25 protein-coding genes are annotated in these 24,061 nt (G+C 37.6%); 2 read left to right on the top strand and 23 right to left on the bottom strand.

What is annotated here, in order from left to right; all coding sequences use genetic code 11:
- Window position 1 precedes the first annotated feature (1 nt).
- From lacC to lacA, 3 genes are read right to left on the bottom strand one after another with little or no spacing between them, the layout of a single operon-like run.
- Complete coding sequence (gene lacC, locus I585_RS19695; protein WP_010740266.1) at window positions 2-934, bottom strand: tagatose-6-phosphate kinase; 933 nt, start codon at window positions 932-934, stop codon at window positions 2-4.
- Window positions 935-944: 10 nt separating this feature from the next.
- Entirely contained in the window at window positions 945-1,460 is a 516-nt protein-coding gene (gene lacB, locus I585_RS19690) for a galactose-6-phosphate isomerase subunit LacB (RefSeq protein ID WP_010740267.1), read from the bottom strand.
- Between the two features lie 15 nt (window positions 1,461-1,475).
- Complete coding sequence (gene lacA, locus I585_RS19685; protein WP_010740268.1) at window positions 1,476-1,901, bottom strand: galactose-6-phosphate isomerase subunit LacA; 426 nt, start codon at window positions 1,899-1,901, stop codon at window positions 1,476-1,478.
- Between the two features lie 488 nt (window positions 1,902-2,389).
- Between lacA and I585_RS19680 the strand changes: the two genes are divergently transcribed.
- Entirely contained in the window at window positions 2,390-3,157 is a 768-nt protein-coding gene (locus I585_RS19680; protein WP_010740269.1) for a DeoR/GlpR family DNA-binding transcription regulator, read from the top strand.
- A gap of 4 nt (window positions 3,158-3,161) precedes the next feature.
- On the top strand, window positions 3,162-4,181 hold the full coding sequence (locus I585_RS23285) for an HAD family hydrolase (RefSeq protein WP_010740270.1): 1,020 nt from the start codon (window positions 3,162-3,164) through the stop codon (window positions 4,179-4,181).
- 333 nt (window positions 4,182-4,514) lie between these two features.
- Here I585_RS23285 and I585_RS19665 read toward each other — a convergent pair whose 3' ends face one another.
- From I585_RS19665 to I585_RS19575, 20 genes are all read right to left on the bottom strand, one after another.
- Entirely contained in the window at window positions 4,515-5,930 is a 1,416-nt protein-coding gene (locus tag I585_RS19665; RefSeq protein ID WP_010740271.1) for an NAD-dependent succinate-semialdehyde dehydrogenase, read from the bottom strand.
- 516 nt (window positions 5,931-6,446) lie between these two features.
- Window positions 6,447-7,358: a conjugal transfer protein gene (locus tag I585_RS19660; protein ID WP_010740272.1), complete on the bottom strand. Its 912-nt coding sequence runs from the start codon at window positions 7,356-7,358 to the stop codon at window positions 6,447-6,449.
- Window positions 7,359-7,377: 19 nt separating this feature from the next.
- The gene (locus I585_RS19655; RefSeq protein WP_010740273.1) at window positions 7,378-8,382 is read right to left on the bottom strand and encodes a bifunctional lytic transglycosylase/C40 family peptidase; all 1,005 of its coding nucleotides are present in this window, start codon (window positions 8,380-8,382) and stop codon (window positions 7,378-7,380) included.
- Window positions 8,379-10,502 (bottom strand): FUSC family protein, encoded by a 2,124-nt coding sequence (locus tag I585_RS19650; RefSeq protein WP_010740274.1) that lies wholly within the window; start codon window positions 10,500-10,502, stop codon window positions 8,379-8,381. Before I585_RS19650 ends, I585_RS19655 begins: the two co-directional genes overlap by 4 nt.
- Before the next feature lie 4 nt (window positions 10,503-10,506).
- Window positions 10,507-12,954 carry a conjugal transfer ATPase TcpF gene (gene tcpF / locus I585_RS19645; protein WP_010740275.1) on the bottom strand — a complete coding sequence of 816 codons (2,448 nt, stop codon included), beginning with the start codon at window positions 12,952-12,954 and terminating at the stop codon, window positions 10,507-10,509.
- Window positions 12,941-13,330 carry a conjugal transfer protein gene (locus I585_RS19640; RefSeq protein ID WP_002297349.1) on the bottom strand — a complete coding sequence of 130 codons (390 nt, stop codon included), beginning with the start codon at window positions 13,328-13,330 and terminating at the stop codon, window positions 12,941-12,943. Before I585_RS19640 ends, tcpF begins: the two co-directional genes overlap by 14 nt.
- Window positions 13,331-13,395: 65 nt before the next feature.
- Complete coding sequence (locus I585_RS19635; RefSeq protein WP_010740276.1) at window positions 13,396-14,502, bottom strand: UvrD-helicase domain-containing protein; 1,107 nt, start codon at window positions 14,500-14,502, stop codon at window positions 13,396-13,398.
- Window positions 14,499-16,142, bottom strand: coding sequence for an ATP-dependent nuclease (locus I585_RS19630; protein ID WP_172463174.1), 1,644 nt, complete (start codon window positions 16,140-16,142; stop codon window positions 14,499-14,501). Before I585_RS19630 ends, I585_RS19635 begins: the two co-directional genes overlap by 4 nt.
- A 79-nt stretch (window positions 16,143-16,221) precedes the next feature.
- Window positions 16,222-16,725, bottom strand: coding sequence for an antirestriction protein ArdA (locus I585_RS19625; protein WP_010740278.1), 504 nt, complete (start codon window positions 16,723-16,725; stop codon window positions 16,222-16,224).
- A gap of 12 nt (window positions 16,726-16,737) precedes the next feature.
- On the bottom strand, window positions 16,738-16,959 hold the full coding sequence (locus I585_RS19620) for a hypothetical protein (protein WP_002298822.1): 222 nt from the start codon (window positions 16,957-16,959) through the stop codon (window positions 16,738-16,740).
- A gap of 4 nt (window positions 16,960-16,963) precedes the next feature.
- Window positions 16,964-17,101, bottom strand: coding sequence for a DUF3789 domain-containing protein (locus I585_RS23025; RefSeq protein WP_096867270.1), 138 nt, complete (start codon window positions 17,099-17,101; stop codon window positions 16,964-16,966).
- Window positions 17,098-18,282 (bottom strand): MobT family relaxase, encoded by a 1,185-nt coding sequence (mobT, locus tag I585_RS19615; RefSeq protein WP_010740280.1) that lies wholly within the window; start codon window positions 18,280-18,282, stop codon window positions 17,098-17,100. The genes I585_RS23025 and mobT overlap by 4 nt, the downstream gene beginning before the upstream one ends.
- 255 nt (window positions 18,283-18,537) lie before the next feature.
- Complete coding sequence (locus tag I585_RS19610) at window positions 18,538-18,828, bottom strand: hypothetical protein (RefSeq protein WP_010740281.1); 291 nt, start codon at window positions 18,826-18,828, stop codon at window positions 18,538-18,540.
- The gene (locus I585_RS19605) at window positions 18,818-19,960 is read right to left on the bottom strand and encodes a DNA cytosine methyltransferase (protein ID WP_010740282.1); all 1,143 of its coding nucleotides are present in this window, start codon (window positions 19,958-19,960) and stop codon (window positions 18,818-18,820) included. The genes I585_RS19610 and I585_RS19605 overlap by 11 nt, the downstream gene beginning before the upstream one ends.
- An 89-nt stretch (window positions 19,961-20,049) precedes the next feature.
- Complete coding sequence (locus I585_RS19600) at window positions 20,050-20,673, bottom strand: PIN domain-containing protein (RefSeq protein ID WP_010740283.1); 624 nt, start codon at window positions 20,671-20,673, stop codon at window positions 20,050-20,052.
- A complete protein-coding gene (locus tag I585_RS19595; RefSeq protein ID WP_010740284.1) occupies window positions 20,666-21,418 on the bottom strand; it encodes an ImmA/IrrE family metallo-endopeptidase in 753 nt (250 codons plus the stop codon). The genes I585_RS19600 and I585_RS19595 overlap by 8 nt, the downstream gene beginning before the upstream one ends.
- A gap of 13 nt (window positions 21,419-21,431) precedes the next feature.
- The gene (locus I585_RS19590; protein ID WP_051104514.1) at window positions 21,432-21,761 is read right to left on the bottom strand and encodes a helix-turn-helix domain-containing protein; all 330 of its coding nucleotides are present in this window, start codon (window positions 21,759-21,761) and stop codon (window positions 21,432-21,434) included.
- A 136-nt stretch (window positions 21,762-21,897) separates the two neighbouring features.
- Window positions 21,898-23,262, bottom strand: a complete 1,365-nt coding sequence (locus tag I585_RS19585) for an FtsK/SpoIIIE domain-containing protein (protein WP_010740286.1) — start codon at window positions 23,260-23,262, stop codon at window positions 21,898-21,900.
- 67 nt (window positions 23,263-23,329) lie between these two features.
- On the bottom strand, window positions 23,330-23,674 hold the full coding sequence (locus I585_RS19580; protein WP_010740287.1) for a type II toxin-antitoxin system RelB/DinJ family antitoxin: 345 nt from the start codon (window positions 23,672-23,674) through the stop codon (window positions 23,330-23,332).
- A gap of 9 nt (window positions 23,675-23,683) precedes the next feature.
- Window positions 23,684-24,058: a YdcP family protein gene (locus I585_RS19575; protein ID WP_010740288.1), complete on the bottom strand. Its 375-nt coding sequence runs from the start codon at window positions 24,056-24,058 to the stop codon at window positions 23,684-23,686.
- Between the last annotated feature and the right edge of the window lie 3 nt (window positions 24,059-24,061).

The raw sequence follows: 24,061 nt of genomic DNA, 5'->3' as shown, positions 1-24,061 counted from the left end.
TTTATACCTCTTTTACTCCAATTTGTGAGTTTAGTGTTTCGTAATTAGTCATATTCACATGCCCTGTCATTGTTTCTTGAGCATTTAACATACCCAATGTCATCGCATGTTTTAATAAGTCAGCGTCACTTTTTTTACTATTTAAAGCTGATGCAATACCAGCTACCGTTGAGTCCCCTGATCCGACTGGATTAACAACTGGGATATCAGGAATATCTACCTTATAGAAAACATCACCATGTTTTGCAAAGGCACCGTTTCGACCTAATGAGACCACTATCCATTCGATACCACTAAAAAGTGACTCTTTAAGAACGTCTTTGAGTTCTTCAATATCTTTTGTTACTTCTTTTCCAAGCAACTGTGAAAGTTCCTCATTATTAGGTTTGATGGCAGTAGGTTTAGCCGACGATTTTAGAACTGTTTCAAGAGGTGCACCTGAACAATCCAAAACGACTGCTACTCCTTCATCCGAAGCAAGTTGGATAAGTTTTTCATAATAATCGTTGGGAAGTCCTGAAGGTAAACTTCCTGAAATTGTCACAACTTCTGATTGTTTAATAAGATTGCTATAGTGGTCAAGAAAGCCTTCTGCTTCTTCATGAGAAATTGTTGGTCCTTGTTCCAAAATTTCTGTTTGGTTACCCTCGTGTAAGATAGCAATACAGTTTCTAGTGTTTACTGAGATTTTATAAAAAGCTGGACTAACAGGAGATTGTTCTAATTCGCTTTCAATAAATTCACCAATTTTACCACCTAAGAAACCTGTAGCAGTAACTTTATCACCAGATTCATACAAGACTCTAGTAACATTTAAGCCTTTTCCACCAGCTGTCTTACTAACATCTTTCACCCTATTCACTGTATCAATTTTCAATGTTTCTGGAGGATAAGAGATGTCTACTGAAGGATTTAGTGTGACTGTCAGAATCATTTGTTATACCTTAATCGTGGTAGTCACCACGGTCCCATTTTTCAAGGAATTCTGTAAAGAAATCTTCATCTGCTTGATGTGCATTATGTGTTTCAACGTGTTCGATTTTTGCAATCAATTTTTTATTTTCTTCTGTTGGTTTGTACTCAGCTTCAATGAAAGCTTCAATGATGTCATTCATAAGAAGACCACCAGTAATCATTCCACCGAAACCGATAACATTCGCATTTAACTCTTCTTTTGCATACATAGCTGATGTCATATCACGAACCAACGCTGAGCGAACACCTGGAACTTTATTGACTGCATTGTTAATGCCGACACCTGTACCACAGATACATACTCCCAAGTCTGCTTGACCACTTACTACTGCTTCACCGACTTTTTTACCATAGATAGGGTAGTGAGTACGTACGTGGTCATATGTCCCGAAATCAAGGACCTCATGTCCTTTTGATTTCAAGAATTCTGATACTGCCATTTTTTCATCTGTGACAATGTGGTCACATCCAATTGCGATTCTCATTCCTTAACTCCTTTCTTAACACATCTTGTTAAGCATATCTACTCGGATTTGATGACGTCCGCCATCATATTTACCACTGACAAAACCTTTAGCGATGTTTTTAGCAAGCTCATCACCGACGATTTCAGCGCCAACCGTAATCATTCGTGAATTGTTATGTCCACGTGTCATATAAGCTGAGCGTTCATCTGAAACTTCTGCTGCAACCATACCTTTAATTTTAGTTGCTACCATGAATGGACCAGCTCCATAAGCATCAATTACAATACCTAAGTTTTGCTCATCTTTATTTACTTCAGAGGCAACTGCCAAGGTAACATCAACAAAATCTTGTCCGTCCTTAGTCACATCAATTACCTCAAAACCTTCTTCTACAAGAAAATTTTTCACAACATCTTTTAATCTCGTACCTTTGAGATCTGCACCAACAACAATAGCCATTTTGACTACCTCCTAAATTTTAGAAAGAAATGCTACGTAGAAGTAGAAAACATTTTGCAAAATGTTCGAAATAACGTTTTCATCATTTCTTTGTTTATATAATATCAAACATTCAAACAAAAAGCAACGCTTTTTTGTTTATTTTTTGTTTTTTTTATTTGTTTTTTTAAACAATAGATAACACCGTTAAATTATTGTTCATTTTTGTTCATTTAATCCATCACAAAATGGACGTGAAATATCTATTCAAGTATTACAAAAGTCTTTTACTTTCTATAACTTACTGATTAAGAGGTCCTACTTTATTTTCGTCTTATACAAAATCTGACCTAAGCTAATATACGTCAATCCTCTGTTCTTATTTCATCATCTAACATTTGTTTTTGTTTGAAATTGTTTGTTTTACCTTGAAAATATTGTCTTTTATGATACAATTAAAAGAGAATTATCTTTGGAAAAAAATTACTTTATGAAAGAAGAGTTTTCATATGAACAAAAAACGACGATTAGAAAAAATTTTAGATATGTTAAAGATTGATGGGACCATAACCATAAAAGAAATAATAGATGAACTAGATATTTCCGATATGACAGCCCGTAGAGACCTTGATGCTCTAGAAGCTGATGGACTTTTAACACGTACTCATGGTGGTGCACAATTGCTTTCCTCTAAAAAGCCACTTGAAAAGACACATATCGAGAAGAAAAGTCTAAATACAAAAGAAAAAATTGACATTGCTAAAAAAGCCTGCTCTTTAATCAAAGATGGCGATACTATTTTTATTGGACCCGGAACTACACTTGAACAACTGGCATTAGAATTGAAAGGTCGTAAAGGTTATAAAATTCGTGTCATTACAAATAGTCTCCCTGTGTTCTTGTTTCTAAATGATAGCGAAACCATTGATTTATTGCTTCTTGGCGGTGAATATAGAGAAATAACTGGAGCTTTTGTAGGTTCAATGGCTTCGACAAATTTAAAAGCAATGAGATTTGCCAAAGCTTTTGTTAGTGCAAATGCTGTTACCCATAATTCTATTGCTACATATAGTGACAAGGAAGGTGTGATTCAACAACTTGCCCTAAACAATGCTGTAGAAAAATTCTTATTAGTAGACAGTACTAAATTCGATCGATACGATTTCTTTAACTTCTATAATCTAGATCAACTCGATACCATCATTACAGATAACCAGATTAGCCCTCAACACTTAGAGGAATTTAGCCAGTACACTACTATTTTAAAAGCGGACTAGAATTATGACTTATAAAAATATTGTTTTTGACCTTGATGACACTCTTTATGACCATCAACTCCCCTTTAAACGTAGCGTTGAGAAATGTTTTCCAACGATTGATATCCAACAAATAGATAACATTTGCAAACGTTTCAGATATTGGTCTGATGTTGCTTTTCCTAAATACACGAAAAAACTCATCAGTATTGAGCAGCTTAGAATTTTTCGCTGTCAGAAGACTATGGAAGAATTTGGCATCGATAGTATTTCTAGGACAGAAGCTCTAGACTTCCAAGCTGACTATGAATATGAACTCGATCAGATTACGATGATTCCTGAGATACATCAACTACTGCTGGCTCTACATAAAAACCACATCCCAATAGGTATTCTAACTAATGGCCCTGTTGACTTACAGAGTCGAAAACTCCAAAATATTGGTGCCTATCAATATTTTGAAAAGCAAAATATCATTATTAGTCAGTCCACTCACGGAGGAGCTGCAGAAAATAGCTATGAAGGTAATGTAAAAAACTTACAAAGTTACCGAAATGTCCAATTATCTAAAAGGGCTATAGAAATTCTTAAAGAGGAAATTGAGTTAAATCACCAACATATAAGATTCAATCCTGATTATAAAGATAATGGATGGATTTTTACTTCCAAAAGTCGTCATAAACCCGACTATAATGAAACACCTCTTCATTATAGTGTCCTTAACAATTTCCTCAACTCACCTGAAAATGGAAAATTAAATCGAAAAGGTAATCCAAAACGAGCAGGAATTGATATTGATAATAAACTTAGTTTTAATAAACATATTACGACCCATATATTCCGTCATACGCAAAAACAAACCTTAGCTATTCCTGTTTTACACTCCTTGTTACCAACTCATCTCAAGATTGTTCCTTTGAACTTAATAGATGACATCATCAATAAAATAGTAAAAAAATATCGTTTCAAGTATCAATGTAGACTACTTAAAAGGATATTTTATCTATTTTTGATCTATAGTATCAAGCGTTGTTATTCTCAATGAATGGGGATATTAACTGTGCCACTCATGTCCCCTTGCGTTTCATCTCCAAAAACCTTATTAAATAATTATCAATATCTGAAATAATAATCAGTGTTAAAAACGCATCATAAATATTTCCTATTTGTAGGAAATATGATACCAATACCTTATCCTCTATATAGTGATTTTAGATTTCATATGAAATTATAAGTCTTACCAAAGTAAAAAATCCCGTTATAAGCCGAGTACGCTGCCTACAACGGGAAACTTTTAGAGGTATTTTTTTCAAATCTTCTGTTTTGAATTCAATATACCCTTCATAGTAATAGTTGGCATATTTAAATTCTATGAAATTTAATCCACTTTAACTAACCCACCAGCAACATTGTTCAAATCCGGATGGCTTGCTGTAACAATAAGCTGTTCATTGACAAACGCCATCAAACCTAGTTCACTCATTTCTCGACCATAGCCAGAGTTTTTAACACCACCAAAGGGCAATTCTGGTAATGATGTCATAAAGTTATTAACAAAGACCATTCCAGTTTCGATTTGCGCAGCGACTTCTTCCCCATGTAAGGGATCACCACTAAAGACAATTCCACCTAATCCATATTGTGAGTCATTAGCCACTTTAATGGCTTCTTCTTCACTGTGAACGCGATAAACTTGTGCCACTGGACCAAACATTTCGGTATGTGCAGCCGGATTATCGGGGGTAATATCTGTCAAAATAGTAGGCATAAAGAATTGACCTGATAAATCAATTGGTTGATTGCCATAAGCAACAGTTGCCCCAGCAGCAATTGCTTCATCAACTTGCTGTTGTAATTTTTCTTTAGCCCGTTTCGTGTTCATTGGTGCCAGTGTTGTTGCTCTATCCATTGGATCGCCGGGTTTAACGGAAGCGAAATTTGCGATTAACTTTTCTAGAAACTCATCGTATACATTATCCAGCACAATGAACCGTTTGGATGAGGTGCAAACCTGACCGGCATTATATAAACGTGCACGCCAAGCAATATCACAAACATCATTCATATTAGCATCTGCTAAAACAATAAAAGCATCTTGGCCACCAAGTTCCATCGTGTTTTTCTTTAAATTTTTGCCAGCAGCCATTGCAACAGAAGCACCGCCTCTTTCAGACCCCGTTAAAGCAACGCCTTGAATACGGAGATCAGCAATAATTTCCTCCACTTGGTCATAGCTCATAAATAAATTGGTGATAGAACCGGTCGGAGCACCTGCTTTAATCACCATCTCTGCAAATGTCTGTGCAGACCAAGGAATATTAGCGGCATCGCGAAGAATCATAGGATTGCCAACCATATAGTTCGGTGCAAAAACGCGCATAATCTGGTAGTAAGGAAAATTCCATGGTTCAACAGCTAATATGACACCGGTAGAATGCTTATAAACTTTTGCTTCACCACTTGCTCTGGTGTGCAATAAAGTTGGCGCTAACATCTCAGCAGCATGATCAGCAAAGTAATCTGCAATCATCGCACACAATTCAACTTCACCCTCAGACTCCGAAATTAATTTACCCATTTCTAAAGTCATCACTTCGGCTAACTCTGTTTTGTGATTGCGCATGTAATCAGCTACTTTATGCAAAACAATCGCGCGTTCGTTAATGTCTTCATGCTTCATTTCACGGTACAACTTGTCAGCTGTTGCTAATGTCTGTTCAATTTCTTCATCAGTCGCATCCGCAAATGTTTTTAAAACTTCATTGGTATAGGGATTGATTGTTTGTCTTGGCATTATTATTCCTCTTTCCTAATCAAATTTGTTAACATGTCCTAGCGAATAAATATCTCGTTTTAAAAATTAAGATCCTCTATTACTAACTGATAAACTATTACCTTCATCTCCTTATTCTTCATCTTTCACTAATTTTTTGATCACTAACATAAAATACTTTCACTAGGTTACAAAACTAACATATTCCTTTAAGCCCACTCCAAGTCAAGTAAAAAGATTTTAAAGTATCCATCAATTAACACTGTAAAGAAACCTTGAGAAAATTCGAAGTGGAATTATTCATTTAAATCTAATTTCTAAAAAGTGAATTTTTGGAGACTGCACACAAAGTTAACGTGCCTTGTGTACAGTCTTTTTTACCAAGAATAATTACCATATAAAATTACTAATAAGTGAGGATTAACCATAACCCCGTATCACCCCCACCTGCATTCTCTTTCCAAAAACCCCATTAAATCAATCCAAATATCTAAAAATGATGCAAAAAAAACATTCAACTTATTAATTTAAGTTATTTTACTCAGCCTTGATAATTCTCCAGTTTCCATCCTTTTGTAATCTCAATTCATACTGAAAGTAATTCATTGTTTTTGATAGATTATCAAGATATTTTACATCAACTTTCACTTGTACATTTTTTTCATTTTGTGTATAAACTGGATTCACTAATTCCACAAATTTTAAGTTCGTATTGATTGGTCGTATTGTGTCATTTTCAACATAATACTCCAGCTCTTTTTCTGAAGCAGTTGGATAAAGCTTGAAAAAGGTCTCTAGAAACTCAGTGATTTCCTCCGATGTCTTGGCATTAATCTCTGAATCAGTCTCTAGTTGTTTTGCTTTATAATTCGCTTTTCCTGGCTTTGCAATCATAGTCGGTAAGCTTATCATAATATGGTTTCCTTTTTTATCTTCAAAAATACTCACTCGATATGCAGAAGAAACTTGTTGTGATTTTTTTCCTTCTGTAATCTTTTGATCTACTAAGAAAGAAACGACAAATTCTTTTAATTGCTTTTTCACGTCCAAAATTTTCACGAACTCGACTTCGGAACTAGTGGGAATATCCGCTCGAACCATATCTTGGCTTAAAGATAATCCTCCTTCGGTAAGATACTGTCCAAGATTAGTCATTCTCTTTTCAATGGCTTCTTTGTCGTTTTTCCATGAAAAATACTCTTTCACAAAATCCATCGTGAAATTCTCTACTCCAGAGGTATTCAATATCTTCTCCTTCACGACTACTTTCTCATGAGTCGTGTGCTGATCAATCGCCGTGAAATTTTTGTATATCCCAAAAGTGAGACTACAAAATAGTAAAAGCCAAAGGGCAAGCACCATTTTTCGATGCTTGCCCACTGAAACCGTCCGTTCTTTTTTCTTTTTGGAAATCTTCTCTTTTTTATTCCGTTCAATTTTTATCTTCATTTTTCGTTCCTCTTTTCTCTTATTTGTATCTGCCAGCTCCGATAAGATGCTGCTGCCAATAGGTTTCGGTAAGATTCGTCCAGCCCACTGGATCTCCCGCATGAAACATCCGATTCTCTCCTGCATAAATGCCCACATGAGTCACGTAAGTACCAGCATCATAAGTTGAGTGAAAGAAAATTAAATCTCCTGGCTTGGCATCTTTTAGGTCAATATGACTCATGGCATCATACTGATCCTGAGCCACTCGTGGAAGTTTCAGGCCAACTTTGGCATAACACCATTGAGTTAAGCCACTGCAATCAAAACCCGTTGCGGGACTTGATCCACCAAATACATAAGCCGTTCCTTCATACTTAAATGCCTCGTCAAAAATCCCTTGGACTGTTTTATCATCAAACTGTATCGTGGTCAGATATTGTTTCACCAACAAACAATAAAACATATTTCCGTAGTTGTAGCGCCACCCGCCATTCTCTTTAATGGCGATTGGATTGGGGTAATCAACTTTTTGACCACCTGATTTTTCTTTTGAAAAGGATTCCGCCAAAGCAAAACTATGCTTCTTGCCATTTTTTGCGACATGATCCAAATACCCACCACCATAGTTATAGGCTTGAATAATACTGTCTTGATCACAGCCTAACTCGTTGGCTCGTTTAACCAGAGAAGCAAAATAGAAACACCCTTGTTTAATGGATGCCTCGGTATCTAAAGAATTAGGTGGTAAGCCAGCTGATTCAGAGCTTTGCATCACGTCATTTGCTGTACCACCCGACTCCACTTGAATAATCGCCAAAAGAATCGGTACATAATCTGAAATGTCCGATTCCTTGGCATACTTTTCTACCAGTGACCGATGTTTTAAAACTTTCTCTGAGACACTACTGCCACCGGGAGAGGTAACAGAACTGTTGCTTCCTTCACTATCCTCACCAAATAGTAAGCCGACACACATCAGGATGCCCAAAAAAGAAATCGTCAGGATTGCCAACGAGATTGTACTCAATTTTCTTATGATCATTTAGACTCACCCGACCTTGGTTTTGGACGAGTTTTCATTCTTCTTTGTACTTTTCGATTGCCTGCTTTTGCAAGAATGGATCGCTTCTTCGCCTGTTGGATAGGAGTCACTTTTCTTACTGGTTGATTGTTTTCTTTCGTACTCAATTTTTGATTTGAGAGTCTTCGTTTGATTTCAGGATTCGAATTCATTTTTACAATTCGATTGGCTGGTACATTCCTTGGTATCTTACTTTTCTGAGATTTGGATTCCTCTTTTATCGGAACATTGGTCCTACCTTTTCTATGACGATTTGCTGAATTTCCCAATACTTTCCGCTTTTCAGCCATTTTTTCATCTCTACGTTGTCGTTGTTTTTCTCGCAACTCCGCTCGATTCGCTTTTTCTTGGACAAGTCCACGCTTGAATTCTTCTGGTGCTTTTTTCGTCTTTTCAATTTCTTTATGCAGATTGTATTTCAAATTAGTTGGTGTATTCCTTACTTGATCCTTTACTTGTTGTGCTTTGGCTTTTACCATTGATTGGGTATCTAGTACCTTGCCGATTTTTCTTCCGGCCAAATTCATTCGAGATTGTTTCTTATTTTTTGAGATTGGATTTTCCTTATTCGGGTCAGATATTACCTCTTTATTGTTAGATAATGATGGATTCTTTCGTGGAGAAAAACCAGGAGACTTCAATCTGGATTTTGATTGATCTTTTGCTAGTTTTCCGCCAACTGCTGCACCACCACCAAAAGCCAATGTTCGCCCCACATTTCGATTAAGTTGCCGTAACTTTCGATTCATTAACATTTGAGGTTTTCGCATGACGCGCCTTCCCATTGACTGGCTATCATTACTTTGGAGGTTGAACATACTCATAATGTCCCCTAATTTGAAATAGATTCCAGCAAAAGTCACAATTTGCAGAAAGGCCACCATAAAGAATGGATAGGTGGCTGAAATATTGAAAAACATCGTGGAGATACTAAATGCAGTCGTAATCACCAACGTGACGCCGGCTCGCATCATAATCGTATTGAACAAACGAATAATCGCCTTTTTTCCCAAACTTTCATAAGTTGGCAACATCGACAATAAAAAGCTAATAGGTAGAAACATCGCAAAGATAATGAAGAGAATTTGTGAAAACAACATAATCCCGGTCAGGAGAAAAACAAAGAAAGAAATGCCAATGTTGAACAACACCAAAAAGACCACGGTCCCTAATCGGTTCATGGTCTTGGTGATACTTAGATTCGCATTGTCGTTTTCTTCAATCTCCGCTTTGACTGCCTCTTCTCGATCCTTTCCTTTATTTTCATCTGGACTGACAGATAAAATCTTGTTGACTTGCTCCTCCCCAATTTCTTCAATATTGGAATCATCAAATTGCAACAGTAGCCATGGTTGTTGTACTTGAATGGAAAACAAGCTATCCCGGATCAAATCCACACTATCTTTTCCTTGGCTTTCCGAATTGGGGACCACAATCTCGGTTCCAAGGCTAAGAGCAGCTTCACTAACATCCGAGCTAAAGTCGTTGATTTTCGTGATATAGGTAGGCGCATAGGCAATAAAAGATCCTGATAGTAGAAAAATCACTACAAAATTGATGACTGCTCTCACTGCTTTCGTAGTTTCTCGTTTTAATAATCCGGTGTATGCCACATAAGCTCCTAATGTCAAAACCATCAATAACAGAAACCCAAAGTAGAATCCAGAAGTTTGAAGACCATTTTCGTTTATGCCAGCGAGTGTTTGAATATTCTTCCCAATACTTTCTGCCGTATCCGAAATGAAATCTAACTTGTAGGCTTCTTGAACTACATAACCCGTGGCATTCGACAAATATAAACTAACTGTCCAGATAAAATTAGTAATGGCATAAAGACCATACATCACACTCTTTCCCAAGCCATCTCCCCAGTTCCAAGGCAACCAATCCCAGGAACTATCCACAAAGAAATCTAATTGGTAGTTGTTTAGAGAATACTGAGAATAAATGTTTCCTGCTTCAATCGTATCATCAACAAGTCCAGTTGCCTCCACGACCGTCCCGACTAAGCTCAAAAGAATGATAAGAGAAAATAGACTAACCAAAACAATTCCCACAATCCGAAAAAGTTTCTTTTTCATCTCCTCACTCCATTCTCTCTTGAACCGGCGGACGAGTATCAAAAGCATGGAAAAGTTCTTCAAAGACCGGGTGAACTTGAACCACACCGACTCGGCCGTACAAGTCTTGCATTAAGCATTGGCCATTTTCCAAATCTCGCAGGCGTTTTTGATTGCTTTCATCCTCTTGATCTAAGCCAAAGAATTCCAAGGTTTTCTTGATTTCATGAATATCGGTACTGCGAAAAGCAAACTTCAATCCGATATTGTTCTTCAAGCGTTCATCTAATAAATCGTCACTATTTTGCGTGACAAAATAAACCCCGGCATTCATGGCACGACCAGCACGAACGAGTTTATTCGAAAGGGTCTTTCCTTGAGCTACTTGCAAAAAACTCCAAGCTTCATCCAGGTCCACAATCTTGAAAATTTCTCGGTTACTATGGATAAAATCCAAGGCAAAAGTGGAAATAACGATTAGCATGGAAACACTAAGCAATTCCATGGTGGTGTATTCTTCAAAAGTCGTTTCCGCATCAGGTAAAACCAGATCCGCTACTTGAATGATATTCAACTGTTTATCTAAACTAATCGATTGGGTAATCGAACCATCTGAGAAAAGCAAATGGGCAAAATCATAATCGGTAAAAGATTCAATATGATCTGCGATATTTTCTGCGACTGGTGAGCCATCGTTTCGAAGTTCGTTAATGACTTGTAATAACCCTCGTTGATTACTCTGTGTAACGGTACGAATGGCCTTGCGTAAAACGGGAAACTTCTCGCCATCTCGACTGGAAATTCCTGTTAAAAAGGTTAGGATATCAATCGCTAAACTTTCCGAGTCCTTCTTTTTCTTCATAATCACATAAGGATCAAGTAACCCTTGGTTTTCTGGCTTACTGGTTAAGTTGAGGATATTGATTTCATCCGCAATTTCTGGCAAGGTTTCTTTCCAGCCCCCTCGTTCTCCTTTTGGATCGACAATTACAGCTTGCCCACCGAAAAGGACCGCATAATAAACTAAGAGATTGTTGCTAAAGGATTTACCTCCACCAAGAGAACCCAGGAAAGCGGCGGCCAGCGCATTGGTTACTGAACCCTTGACTCCTTGTGAAGCCAATGCCGGTTTCAGGTAAACATTACGACCTGTATCCACATTGTAGCCAAAGTAAATCCCTTCTAATTCTCCTAGCATCTGAGTAGCCCCAAAACCAAGCCCCGCCAAAAAATCAGACGTCACATACTGAATATAGTCGTTCATGTATCGTTTACTTGAGGGTAAGAATTCTTCATGCAGCCCCATCATATCGCCAAAGGGACGGACTAGTTTCACATTGGTATCATCATAAAAATCGAGCACTTCATCACAGCGTCGCTTTAGTTCATCCACTGATTCGGCACTCACTCGAACCACATAACTCAGTTTGTACATAGATTCTTTTGACTGATCCAAGGTGGTTTCCAATTCATCTACTGAATCCAAGGCATCTAAGACATTGGAATTCGTTTCATTGTCAGATTGGTAAGCATGATTGTCTAAATCTTTCAGTTCTTTTTTCTTATTACGAACGGTGGCTAATGCCTTTTTGTTGGTGACGATCTCCACATTTACACTCGTGTCGATTGGAAAAGTGAATTGTTGTTGCTGGTAATAGAAAAGTTCCGAGGAAGGAAATTCCATCTCTCCTACAATTGTATTGATTGTCAAGTATGCTACATACGATTCATGATTTTCATGTTCCATCCGTAAGTAACGAGGCTTTTCTTCGATCAAACAACGACTTGGACGTAATAGGTCATAACGTTTCACCAATGTTTCTGATTTCAGCTTTTTCTTTGGCAATTGAAATTCATATTCTTCAAATGGCGTTCCTTTCTCTCCATAAATATGTTCAATCAAGTACGTCAAGTCACTTGGTGTCACCCGTCTGACTTTAAATCTCCGAGCTAATTTACTTTCCATTAGTTTTTCAAGCTTGGTATACCGGCGAATTTCTTCATTGGATAAAGAAACAAAATCCCCCATCAAATGATGATTCACCCCATAGACAAATTCTTGAATCCCAGAAAAGAAAGATTTTTTGAGACTTTTTAGATTGACCTCTTCATCTGTCACAATTAGTTTAAAGCCAATAAAAAAGCGATAATCAATCTGACTATCGCCAATCATGGACACCAAAGCATCCGTTTGAAGATCGATTCGTTGTAATGCAACTTCTTTGAGTCGCCCGGTAATTTCTTTTTTCGATCGCTCTTGTGTGGCACGAATACTACTTTCTGTGGCAATTTGTAAGGCATGAATCTTACCTTCACGGTTTTGCGCAATTAATTGTCGAAAGTTATCATGCACTTGATACTTCTGTTCAGGTGACAAAAAGGAGTAATTGTAAGGCACTAATTCATAGTAGGCAAAACACTCGCCTTCTTGGTTAAAAACAAGATTGTTTTCGATATACTTAATCGGGTACATAGTTCACACTCCTTACAAGAGTAATGGGTTCATCCCATCGCTTTTTCTGTTCTTTGACTTTCTTCCCTGCAAAAGTAACCTTAAACCGTAAATGGTAACTGATAAAGGATCGTAAAAATCCTAATGGTTTCTTGCCATCAAAGGTCTTTTGTGACATGAACCAAGTAACCGCCACCGGTATGCCCAAGTATTTTAGAAAGGCCCCCTCTATCATGGATAGTGGCGGCACATGGGCAAATACGATGACAAACAGCAAGGACAAAACGAACCAAGCCATCTGGTTAAAAGTCACAGGAAAAGGCAGTTGGAAGTCATTGATCGCATAAATGACTTTTTCAACTGCCCAGATACTGGTGTAGCTTTTTATTTTTTTCATATTTTCACTCCTTATAAGAAAACCAAAAGAGAGTATCGTATATAGACACTCTCTAAGTAATTTAACTATTGTTTATACATAGGTAACACATCTGTATCAAGACTATCTTTACATACAATTGCAACACTAAATTTTGCCCTAGTGATTGCTACATAAAACTTACACTTTATTTCAAAAGAGCTTATTGGTTTATCTGATAATACCCAATCCAACATCTTTTTAGTTGGATAAATCACGACTCTATCAAAGGTAGCACCTTTTGATTCGCCAAAGTTTTTAATATCGTAACCAGAATGGATACCTTTAGTTCTTCTGTCATAGCGTAGTTGCAACGGTTTATACGTTTCAAGATATTCATCCATATCCTTTTCTTTTACAAAAAAAACACCGTCATGCTCAGTTGTTTCCACATGAAGCGACTCACATTGTGGGTAATTAGGAAACAATTTATTGGCAAACTCACATATATTTTGATTGTTACGCCAACTCCCCTTAAGAGTATCAGTATCAATGGAACAATCTATTGTTTTACATTCTGTTGAAATAAAGTCTTGAATTTTACCATCTTTATATTTTTTATACTTAGAAGAAAAATGAGTGTGATAAGTTACTTGCCTCGGATCACCAGCCATTTTTACAAGAGAATTTGAGCCAAGAAGTAATTTAATAAACTCTAAGTCGTATCCCGCCATATCCTGTACTTCATCAATAAAAATAGTTGAATATAACGATGAAATCCGTTCAACTACATATCCATTACTTTTTTCATTGCATTTAACCACAAATTTTGACAGCTTATCTGAATATATTTGATAATCTTTTGTAAAATAATGATTATCTACATCATCTTCGGGATAGTACCGTGGAAACTTTCCTCTATACATTAATCCTGACTTTTGGTTAACAAGAAGGAGGCCCGTAATTTTTTTGTCAGTCATTTTACCTTGATATGGTTTTGCCCCATGCTCAATCAAAAAAGAGAACCAAGTTTGAATAGTAACATTAGCAGGAATAATTCCATTATTTAATTTCATAAATTTTTTACGAATTTCTTTTTCATTTTCTTCCGTAAAAGTGGTGATAAGAACTTCATTCGGACAAGCTAGTGCTTCTTTTACAAAATAAGTTGTCTTTCCTGCACCTGCAGCGGCAATCAATAGTTGGTTTTTCATTGTACTGCCCTCATAATATATTCTGGGTACTTAATATTTGAAGGATAGTTGAAAATTTTCAACGCGCATTCTGTTTTATGTGTTTTCATATATTTGTGAAGGTCCTCTTCAGAGTAATCTGTTTCAAATATCTGATTAAATAATTCTAGCGTATTATCCTTCAGTAAAAGCGGTTCCAACGTATTGTAGTTAAATAGTTTAGGATTTTTTGTACCAATCGTCAAAGTTCCCGTTGTAACATTTTCGTCATAACAAATTTCTATATTTTCTTTTTTATTTGAATCAATATAATCCTGGTATTTTCTTTCTAACGCGGCTACATTTCCATCGTTATCAGTTACAACCCGAACCGTAGTTTTTAGGTTTTCAGCAATCTCTAAAAATCGTAAGAATGAAGTTCCAACTGATATCACATCAACATTATCTTCAATTGGTAATCGTCCATTATGTGTATCCATATATGCTCTTTGTATCACCAACTCATCAGAATCGCCTTCTACCAAAATAGCCTTATCACAGAGTATTAGTCGTAAAGTATCATATCCCGCAACTTTCTCAAAAAAATCTTTTGATTTTAGATGATTAAATCGTACAGTCTTCTGCTGATTCAACAATATTAGATTGTTTAAACCAAGCTTATTAGCCACGAAACTACTATGTGTAGATATAATAATTTGCTTATCACCATAATTTGATTTTATACTTTCAAGCAACTGATTTAGTCGAGCATGGCTTATATGACATTCTGGTTCTTCAATCAAAATAACAGATGATGCTTCAGATTTCTTATTTGATAAGGCTAGTTCTGTTTTTATAACAGCTTGTTCACCTTTCCCAATATAATCAAAGGGAATCTTATTTAATTGTGTAATAAGACTTCCATCCCAAGTAGAACGTGATCCCAAATCAACAGTCAACTCAATTTCCTTTTTACTTAACTTTGAAATTCCTGTTATTTTCGTATTGATATTAGCAATAGCGGAATCTTTGGAGAAAAATTCCTTTGCCTTTCGGAAAGCTTGAGCCACTTTTGTTTTTTCATCCATTTCCAAAGTATTTTGTACAATTCTCGATATATAGACATCTGAACCATTTTGGAATTTACTAGAACCAACATCAATGAAGGACGATTTTATTGGAATGCTTCTGGAAGTTAGAGGTTTTCTTGAAAAAGCATACCATTCGACATCATAGTATTCTATTGGTAAACTCACTAATTCGGAGCTTTTTAGCAATGATTCATACTCTTCATTATATTTTTCATCAAAGGCGATTTTTAAAGCAATTCCATTTGTTCTACCTAACCTACTTTTATCACTAAATCTATCTCCCTCTAATATAGGAAATGCGCCTTCTGATAAGTAAAGTTCTATGAGTATATAAGGAGCCTCATTTATTATTCCTTGATTAATATTATTCAGATACTCATTTACAACTTCATAATTAAATAAGTATTGTGATAAGTTTCCCTTAATTGTCTTTCCCCTAAAGACACCACACAAGGCCATATGAATCGCTTCTAATATTGTAGATTTTCCTGCTTCATTATTACCAACAAGAATATTAATTCCTTGCTTTAAATCTAACTCAAAAGTTCCCTTTATACACTTAAAATTCTCAATCCGTACCTTCTCTATCACTAACCTGTCCCCCTTGTAGAAAGTCATGACTACATTATCCTTCAATTCTTATTTTTCTACAAGATAAGGAAAATATTAATTAACCTAAGAATTCAAAAACCCCACGACTAGTAACCAAATAATTCCCACCAATCTCCAAGTCTCGACCACACGCATCAAAATCAATATACGTCTTCAAGTGTTCTGGTACTTCACCAAAATCACCAGCTTCCACAATCAAGTAATATGCTACATCACTCATATCATCGCAGTCCGGATAATATATAATATCATCCACATGCTCTACCATTTCCTCGAAAGAATTGAAGAAAGCGTGTTGAATCTCAGAAGCAACCTCGCCAATTGGTGTATCTTCCAATTCTTCTGCCAAGCCACAAAGCCGATTAATTTCTTCAATTGGAGAATACTTATCAATCTCAAAAGGTAGTTCATAATCATGAATCGTATACTCTTCATATTCGTCATTTAATCCAATCCGTTCTTTCACCTCATCAAAATCAACAGGCGGGGTAAACCAGGCCCCCACCAACTCCCCCTCATTATATTTCCCAAGGTTCGCAATATAAACACGCATCTGTTCCATCGTGATTCCTCCTTAGGCACCGACAATTCGGTTAAACAAATTGAGTAAGACATCTTTCACGCCAGAAGCATTAAAGACCAACCCTACCGCAATCAAGGCAATCACCAAAAAGCCAATCAGTTTAGAAAACTCTCGTTTAAATCCTAAAAATAAACCAATGACCACAATTGCCAGTAAGACTAAAGATTGGGCATTGGTTAAAAACCATTGATATAAATTTTGTCCGAAATTCATCTCGTCACTTTCCTTTCTTTTCCATCGCTCGGTCCGCCGCTGCACTTGCATTCATCAAGCACATCACAGTAACACCAAGCAGACTGCCACCAAATATCAATAAAATATCTTTTACAATTCCCATCACAATTCCTCTTTTCATATAATCAAGTTTTCGACTGCCATACTTTGTTGCTCCAAAATCTTTTTATGCCGGTCTGATAAGCGTGCATTTTGTACCATATTCTCAATATAGGTTGTCTGATTCAAACGATCCAACTCCTTGGCCATCTTCCACGTAGGAGCGACTTGTCGTCCAAGCCAATTCAAGGTTCGTTCGATAGTATAAGGTTTCGGCTCAGAGGTTAATTGGATTTCCTTGCGATTCCGTCCAATAAAGCGACCCCATTGTTCATTCAAGGGCCAGTTGGTTCGCCGTTTTCCTTCCACCTTATCCGCAAATCGCAAATACCGGTTGATAATGGAAAACGTGGTACTCTCAATGCTTCGGCCTTTTAGCAAATCTTGAATCGCATAATAAGCACGATCATTTTTCAACCGAATCTCAAAGCGGTTCTTCGTTTCCGTCTGGTCTAAAGGAATTCCAAGCTTGATATATTGCTCATAATCTTTTTCGTACAAACAAAAATAAACCTCGCTTTTGAGGCTACCGATATATAAGGTATTACCCATGCCATCCTTTTCATCAGGTTTCAAAAGCTCCCCGGAACGATAGCTTTTAAAGGTACGGAACAAGGAAATACATTCCTCCTGCTGACATTTTTTCGTTAGTTCCGGAATATCCAATAGTCCAACCCGGTCATTGATTGCTAAGTCCAGCCGTTTCATCACGCCACCGGCTTTCAAACAATCCTCGAAAAAGTCGTACCAGCTACGCTTTTGAGCAAGTAAAAAAGTTTCAAACTGCCGGCAACCTCGCCCTTTTAATTCCAAAAGAACACCCTTATCTTCTTCATGAGACAACATCACCACAATATCGCCCATGACGTATTGTTCTTGATAAGAGTAAAAGGCGTAATCTTCATGGAGCATATAGTCAAACTTTAAATGGAGAATCTCTTGGATAATCTTTCGCACGTCCGTTGTGGGAAACCGAATCCTTACATAATCAAATAGTAACGTCAAAGGCAAATCAGGATTGAAGCTTTCCAATTGGTCAAAAATTTTCCTCATGATTTTTGTAGATGCAGTTACGCCACCGTTTTCTATCTGGTTTAAGTACGGGCGACTAAGTCCACAGGCGGTAGCCAATTTATTTTGTGAAACGCCATATTCGTTGCGTCGGTCTTTTAGTAACCGATAATCTAAATTCCGTTGTGCCAAGTTCTCACCTCCAAATTCAAGATGTTAACTTTTTTAAATGAGTTAACACTTATACAAGTTGCTTAATATCCTTGCTACAATAACTATTATTAATCGTTGCTTGCTTGTTTTTTGTGTTTTTGTACCCCCCTGTTAGATACGGGGGGTGAGACATCATGGCCGGCTAGCGCCGACCATGAACAGGCACAGCACCACGGAGGATTTCTGCTTCGCAAATCCCCCGCGGTCAGCGCCTATCAGTGGTTTATTTGGCGGTTACTCCTCGGCAATGCCCCCAATTTCCAACTCTGCCTTTATCTCAAACAAGTCTTGACGGATATTCGGTTCTTTTGCAAGATCCGCAATCCGTTCCAATTCACTGATGACTTGATTCAGCTCAATTCGAGCATCGGTTTCCTCGTCCATTACATATGAATCACCAGGGACTTTCACCCCATTTTTGCAAATATCAAAATTGAGCCGGCGTAATTCTTCTTCTAGTTCTGAATCTGACTGAATCTTACCAATCACCCAGTAGATTTCCCCAATCAACTCATCATAAATCATGCTTCACCACCTCCTTTAGTCTTCTGGCAATATCAAAAATGACCGGAACTGTCACAGAGTTTCCGGCCTGTTTATACAATTGACTATCTGAGTTGACTCGAGATGCACGGTCAAAGACCCAATCCGGAAAGCCCTGAAGCCGCCAGCACTCTCTTGGCGTAAGTTTCCGAATTTGATACTGATCCGTGACGATTGCTTGTTGATCTCCTGTTAATAAAGTATGAACACTTTGTTTCCCCAGACGACCTCGGCGACTTGTGGAATTAGGAAAAGCCAGGTTTACACTGTCCCCTGGCTTCACCTCTTGGTATTCTGTTTTATTTTTTCGAATCATAATCTTCGTTCCACCTTGTTTCGTTGATAAGGTGGGGGCTGTTCCAGTTACTTCATAAACGCGATTGCCTTGTTCAAAATTTCCCGGCAACATCCCCGCCACCGATATGCCTTCATTTGCTGGTAACGCAATTTTGCTTCCTTCATCGCCTGTTAAGGTTGGGGCAACACCATCTGAACCATAAACTTGTCCACCCATTCCGCGATTGGATGGATTGATATTTACCAAGTTTCGGATGTTTTGATCAGATGTTGTAGACGATCCAATGATAGGAAATACTTGTTCGGTACATGCGTCTCGAGAATGTCCGATAAGGAAGACCCGCTCGCGGCTTTGGGGAACGTAGGCCTTTGAGTTAAGCACTTGCCATTCCACATCATACCCCAATCCATCCAACGTTCGGAGGATCGTCTCGAACGTAGCCCCTCCTTTGTGATTGAGCAATCCCCGGACGTTCTCAAGGAATAAAAGCTTAGGTCGGAGAAGAGCGGCGAACCGAGCGATTTCAAAGAAGAGAGTACCTCGAGTATCGGAAAATCCTTGCCGCTTTCCCGCAATTGAAAAAGCTTGGCACGGAAAGCCGCCGCAAAGGATGTCAACTGGTCCGAGTAATCGAACAAACTCGTCTGATACACTTGTAATGTCATGCATTTCCACCTCCTTCCTTGTATCATGGATTGCCTTATAACTCCGCCGGGCAAATTCATCAATCTCACAAAAGCCGATACACTGATGGCCTGCTTGTTCCATGCCTAAGCGAAAGCCACCAATACCGGCAAATAAATCTAGAAAATTCATAACTCACCTCATTCATTCCATAGAAAAAAGCCAAGAACATTTTGCTCTTGGCTTTGAACTGTTCTATTCTTTTTTAGCGATTGAAAAAATTACTGCAATCGCTTATCTAACTGCTCCATTTTTTGCTTTCGTACACCAGGTGTCTCTCGAAAAATATGACCGAAAAATTTCCGAACATCCTTCCGACTAGCAATTTCATTTTTATAACAATAGAAACAAAAATCTTCTGCTGAATCTTGTATGATTGGCAAGTCTGCTTCATCCGTAGAAACACAATAATCTTCTTGTTCGACAATTTTGCGAATGTCAAAATCATTGCTACAAATGATTTGCGCACTAATCATCATACAAGCAGCTAGAGTTGCAATTTCACCTAAATCTGTTGTTGATTTAACTCGTTCACCTGCTTCAATAGCAGTTAAGCGCATTTGACTAAAAGCATCTTTTACATCTGATAATCGCTCTTGATAAATATCAAATTCTAATTCCGAAAGAATTATTCTTGGTTCAAATAATTTCCATCGACCTGTTGATAGAAAAGTTTCAATTTTGCTTTTTATACTAGGCAAAATGAGTTCATTCAAAACTTCTTGATGAATATAAATTTCGCCATATAACTGATCCATCCATTCAAAAACATCTGCTTTCTGAAATTCTGCGGCGAACATTAGCATATTTGAATCGATGAAAACTTTATTTGTTCGATTAGTCATCAGGGTCCCAATTATCGACAATTTCTTGTCGTTTTTTCCAATATTGTTCTGCTTTCTTTGCGTCAACATGTTTAACCAAATTCGCCGCTGTTTCTAAAGTAAGCTCTTGTTTATTAACTTTCTCATCTACTTCTTGTAAAAAAGCATGAAATTGTACAAAGCTATCTGCTTTATCTAAAACACTAGGAACCAAATCAATCCGTTCTCTTACCTGAATCCATTCAGCTTCTTCTCGTGATTTTAAGTCTGAAGATAATTTATACCCCAACTCAACCAGCCTTCTAGTAACCGCTTGATAAGGCATAGAAGAAAGATCGGCAATTTTAAAAACTAAGCGTTCATCATCTTTTTTAAAATTATTCTTAATATTTTTCAATAGATTACTAGGCAACATTACGACTGCTGCAAAATGATCCGCAGCTCGTTCTTGATCAATTTGCTTTTCGCCTATTGCAATTTCACCCGATTCAAACTGCAAGTGCCATAACTCATGGGCCGCACTATAATAACGGACTCTAAGGGGTTGATTTGTGTTAATTGCGATAATATGCCTTCCATTTAAATGAAGAGCTGCTCCAAAATAACTAGGATCGTCAACACTTTGATATACAAGATAGGCGCGATCTGCCAATATTTGCTCAATATCCCCACCTAAAAAAATCTCTCCACCAACGTTATCCGCTAAAAACTTTACTGCATAAGCTTCTGCTATAGTTTCAGATAAATCCTTCAATTGCGCATCCATCTATTCAAAACACCTACTTTGCTAATAACTGGACAAAATGCTCTGAATCTAATAACAATTGATCCAAGGCGCGTTGCCCATTTTCATTAGATATTTTCCCTCTTAACGAATAAACCAGTTGAGTACAAGTCTTTTGGTCTGAACTAGCCAGTTCAGCAATAGAAAGACCTGTGATTTCTGAAATTTTAATAATATGAGTAGTTTGAAGTTTTCGAGTACCGTTGAAAATTTGACTAATTAAGGATTTAGCCACTCCCATTTGATCGGCTAACCACGCTTGTGAATAATCGTTCTTATCTAACCAATTTTTGACATTCATAATTGTATTCTTATCGCTTCTCATGATATTCACCACCCCTTCATCCTCAGTATAGCACTTTTTGTGAACATTCACAAAAAAACGAATCTCTATTGTGAACGATACTGGTGTCATTTTTTAGCTTAAGGCCCTTTTACTTTACAAATAACTCGTAAAAAATTCACTTCCCTTTACTTTTCGAAAGTAGATTTTGTTGAATAATCTTCTGGATACTCTCTAGAAAGTTATACCCTTTTGGAACTAATGGCGTGTAAAACTCACTAATCACACTCCCACCTGTATCCACATACCCTCGCCCTTTGATTCGTTTCATAAAGAAATTTTTTTCAACCTCACCAAACATCATGGAATACCCAAGCTCGCTCATGCGACCTAAAGCCACACGAAAATTAAACTGATCGCGAATCCCATCTCCTAAATATTTCGCATCCGGTCTTTGACACGCCAGAATCAAAAAGAAACCAGACTGACGACCTAACATCACAATTTGTTTGAGCTTGTTCAAAATTACTGCACTTTCTTTCGTCGTTAACATTTCCATATATGCGACATATTCGTCAAAGATTAAAAAGTTGGGCGGAAGACCAAGATAGGCATAATTCTCTCCTGTTTTGTAGTTTGGCATTTCTTTCATCGCCTTACTACGAGCCATCATGCGTTCATAGAAATCCTCCACACACACCGAAATCTCCTCCTTTTGAGAATACACGTGGGGCATCACTGTTGCCAAATCTGCCAGGTCCGCATTCTTTGGATCAAGGACAAATAGTTCGGCATCAGATTTTAGTAGCGCCTGAATAATCGTGAGTAAGAAATAGGTCTTGCCTCCACCAGTGCCGCCAGCGATTAACATATGCGGCAAGGAATCATAGGCCCACACTTGATTTTTCATCAATCGTAAAGTACCATTTTCTGCCACCACCTCCTCAATCCCAATCCGATTGGCAATCATATCATAAAGCAAGGTATATTCCACATAAGAATCTTTGAGTTCCTTTTCCACTAGTTCACAGTACAGCCCGCTTTCCAATTTCTTTTCCAACTTCAAGAGCTGATCTTGATATTTACCAAGTGAAATTTGAACACGAATGGAAAGTAACCCACCCTTCATCCGATAATAAATTTTGGGGAAATAGCTGATGGTCTCTTTGGTTCGATTATTATTGAGGTCTTTGAAAAAGCCCTCGCTTTGAGTCTGTTTTACTTCATACCAATGGTTTTCTAGAATCATTCGGGCTAGCTTCTGCCTGTGCCACAAACTCCGCCAATGATCGTGAAAAAAGTGAATGTAAAGCAAGAACATGCTTCCTGAAAGTGCTAGACTTCCCAGTAGACGGACTAAGCCCTTCATAGACCAAGCAATTTCAGCTGTGGAAAGGGATAGACTAGAAAAATCTAGCCACCTAAGCTCTTGAAAATAAAAGATGACCATCCAACCAATGAATACAGTGATTAGCCAGCCAAGAACAAAGTGATAAACCAAGTACTGATCTCCTGCTCGTATGCGATGTCCTTTGTATTGCACGTCTCTTTTCACCTCCAATCGAAAGAAGGCCCAATGTGATTTATTGGGCCAAATTCAATGATCATCCCTAATCTTTTGCCACAACAGGAAGTTGCTTGGTTTCTACTAGTTGCTTTAAAAAGTTTTCAATGGCATCCGGCATCTCAACGCCAAGGTCTTCCAAGACGGATTCAGCTTCCCAACATAGGCTTTCATTTACTTCCACAATCATAAAGAATGACTCTTCTTCTCCTAACCAATCCAGTACATCAAAGTCTTCTTCGCTATCGGTATCTTCCACCAATATACCTTGATGCATGATGAGAAACATTTTTTCATCCACTGTCAGAGCTTCATTAACTTGTTTACTAGTCAGTTCTCCTTTACCATATTGATCGAGACAATCTAAAATATGCTCAACATTTATTTCCATCGTTCTCACCTATTTCTTCCCTTCATTTTGATTGTTAGGATTTCCTTGATTTTGCGGGCGTTTTAGCACCAAATCATCCGCTTTGATGAACCAATTGACGGTAGTTCCTTCTCGGAAAACATAATTGGCGACGGTATCCACAATCGGATTGACCAATTCGACTTCGGCATCATAGGCAAACTCGCGCAAGGGCACATTGGCCGGGATACTAACTTGAATCATTCGGCCTTGTGCTGAGGATTTCAAATTATAGGTCCGTTCTTTCACCTCGTTACTAACCGTTCCATCTTCATTTTGTTTCCGTACTTCCCGGCGTAATGCGGAAAAACGCAACTTGCCAAACGTTAATCCTGAATCTACGACAATACCTTCTGTTAATCTCATCTT

It is taken from the genome of Enterococcus malodoratus ATCC 43197, assembly GCF_000407185.1.
Lineage (GTDB): Bacteria > Bacillota > Bacilli > Lactobacillales > Enterococcaceae > Enterococcus_A > Enterococcus_A malodoratus.
This window is presented reverse-complemented; position numbering and strand designations above follow the sequence as displayed.

Excerpts from the sequence above, each read along its gene's own strand:
- I585_RS19640 (WP_002297349.1), bottom strand. The coding sequence starts at position 13,330 with ATGAAAAAAATAAAAAGCTACACCAGTATCTGGGCAGTTGAAAAAGTC.
- I585_RS23025 (WP_096867270.1), bottom strand. The coding sequence starts at position 17,101 with ATGAAAAGAGGAATTGTGATGGGAATTGTAAAAGATATTTTATTGATA.
- I585_RS19610 (WP_010740281.1), bottom strand. The coding sequence starts at position 18,828 with ATGATTTATGATGAGTTGATTGGGGAAATCTACTGGGTGATTGGTAAG.
- I585_RS19635 (WP_010740276.1), bottom strand. The coding sequence starts at position 14,502 with ATGAAAAACCAACTATTGATTGCCGCTGCAGGTGCAGGAAAGACAACT.
- I585_RS19625 (WP_010740278.1), bottom strand. The coding sequence starts at position 16,725 with ATGGAACAGATGCGTGTTTATATTGCGAACCTTGGGAAATATAATGAG.
- lacA (WP_010740268.1), bottom strand. The coding sequence starts at position 1,901 with ATGGCTATTGTTGTTGGTGCAGATCTCAAAGGTACGAGATTAAAAGAT.
- tcpF (WP_010740275.1), bottom strand. The coding sequence starts at position 12,954 with ATGTACCCGATTAAGTATATCGAAAACAATCTTGTTTTTAACCAAGAA.
- I585_RS19620 (WP_002298822.1), bottom strand. The coding sequence starts at position 16,959 with ATGAATTTCGGACAAAATTTATATCAATGGTTTTTAACCAATGCCCAA.
- I585_RS19590 (WP_051104514.1), bottom strand. The coding sequence starts at position 21,761 with ATGAGAAGCGATAAGAATACAATTATGAATGTCAAAAATTGGTTAGAT.
- lacB (WP_010740267.1), bottom strand. The coding sequence starts at position 1,460 with ATGAGAATCGCAATTGGATGTGACCACATTGTCACAGATGAAAAAATG.
- I585_RS19650 (WP_010740274.1), bottom strand. The coding sequence starts at position 10,502 with ATGAAAAAGAAACTTTTTCGGATTGTGGGAATTGTTTTGGTTAGTCTA.
- I585_RS19580 (WP_010740287.1), bottom strand. The coding sequence starts at position 23,674 with ATGGAAATAAATGTTGAGCATATTTTAGATTGTCTCGATCAATATGGT.
- lacC (WP_010740266.1), bottom strand. The coding sequence starts at position 934 with ATGATTCTGACAGTCACACTAAATCCTTCAGTAGACATCTCTTATCCT.
- I585_RS19600 (WP_010740283.1), bottom strand. The coding sequence starts at position 20,673 with ATGACTAATCGAACAAATAAAGTTTTCATCGATTCAAATATGCTAATG.
- I585_RS19595 (WP_010740284.1), bottom strand. The coding sequence starts at position 21,418 with ATGGATGCGCAATTGAAGGATTTATCTGAAACTATAGCAGAAGCTTAT.
- I585_RS19605 (WP_010740282.1), bottom strand. The coding sequence starts at position 19,960 with ATGAATTTTCTAGATTTATTTGCCGGTATTGGTGGCTTTCGCTTAGGC.
- I585_RS19575 (WP_010740288.1), bottom strand. The coding sequence starts at position 24,058 with ATGAGATTAACAGAAGGTATTGTCGTAGATTCAGGATTAACGTTTGGC.
- I585_RS19660 (WP_010740272.1), bottom strand. The coding sequence starts at position 7,358 with ATGAAGATAAAAATTGAACGGAATAAAAAAGAGAAGATTTCCAAAAAG.
- I585_RS23285 (WP_010740270.1), top strand. The coding sequence starts at position 3,162 with ATGACTTATAAAAATATTGTTTTTGACCTTGATGACACTCTTTATGAC.
- I585_RS19655 (WP_010740273.1), bottom strand. The coding sequence starts at position 8,382 with ATGATCATAAGAAAATTGAGTACAATCTCGTTGGCAATCCTGACGATT.
- I585_RS19665 (WP_010740271.1), bottom strand. The coding sequence starts at position 5,930 with ATGCCAAGACAAACAATCAATCCCTATACCAATGAAGTTTTAAAAACA.
- I585_RS19680 (WP_010740269.1), top strand. The coding sequence starts at position 2,390 with ATGAACAAAAAACGACGATTAGAAAAAATTTTAGATATGTTAAAGATT.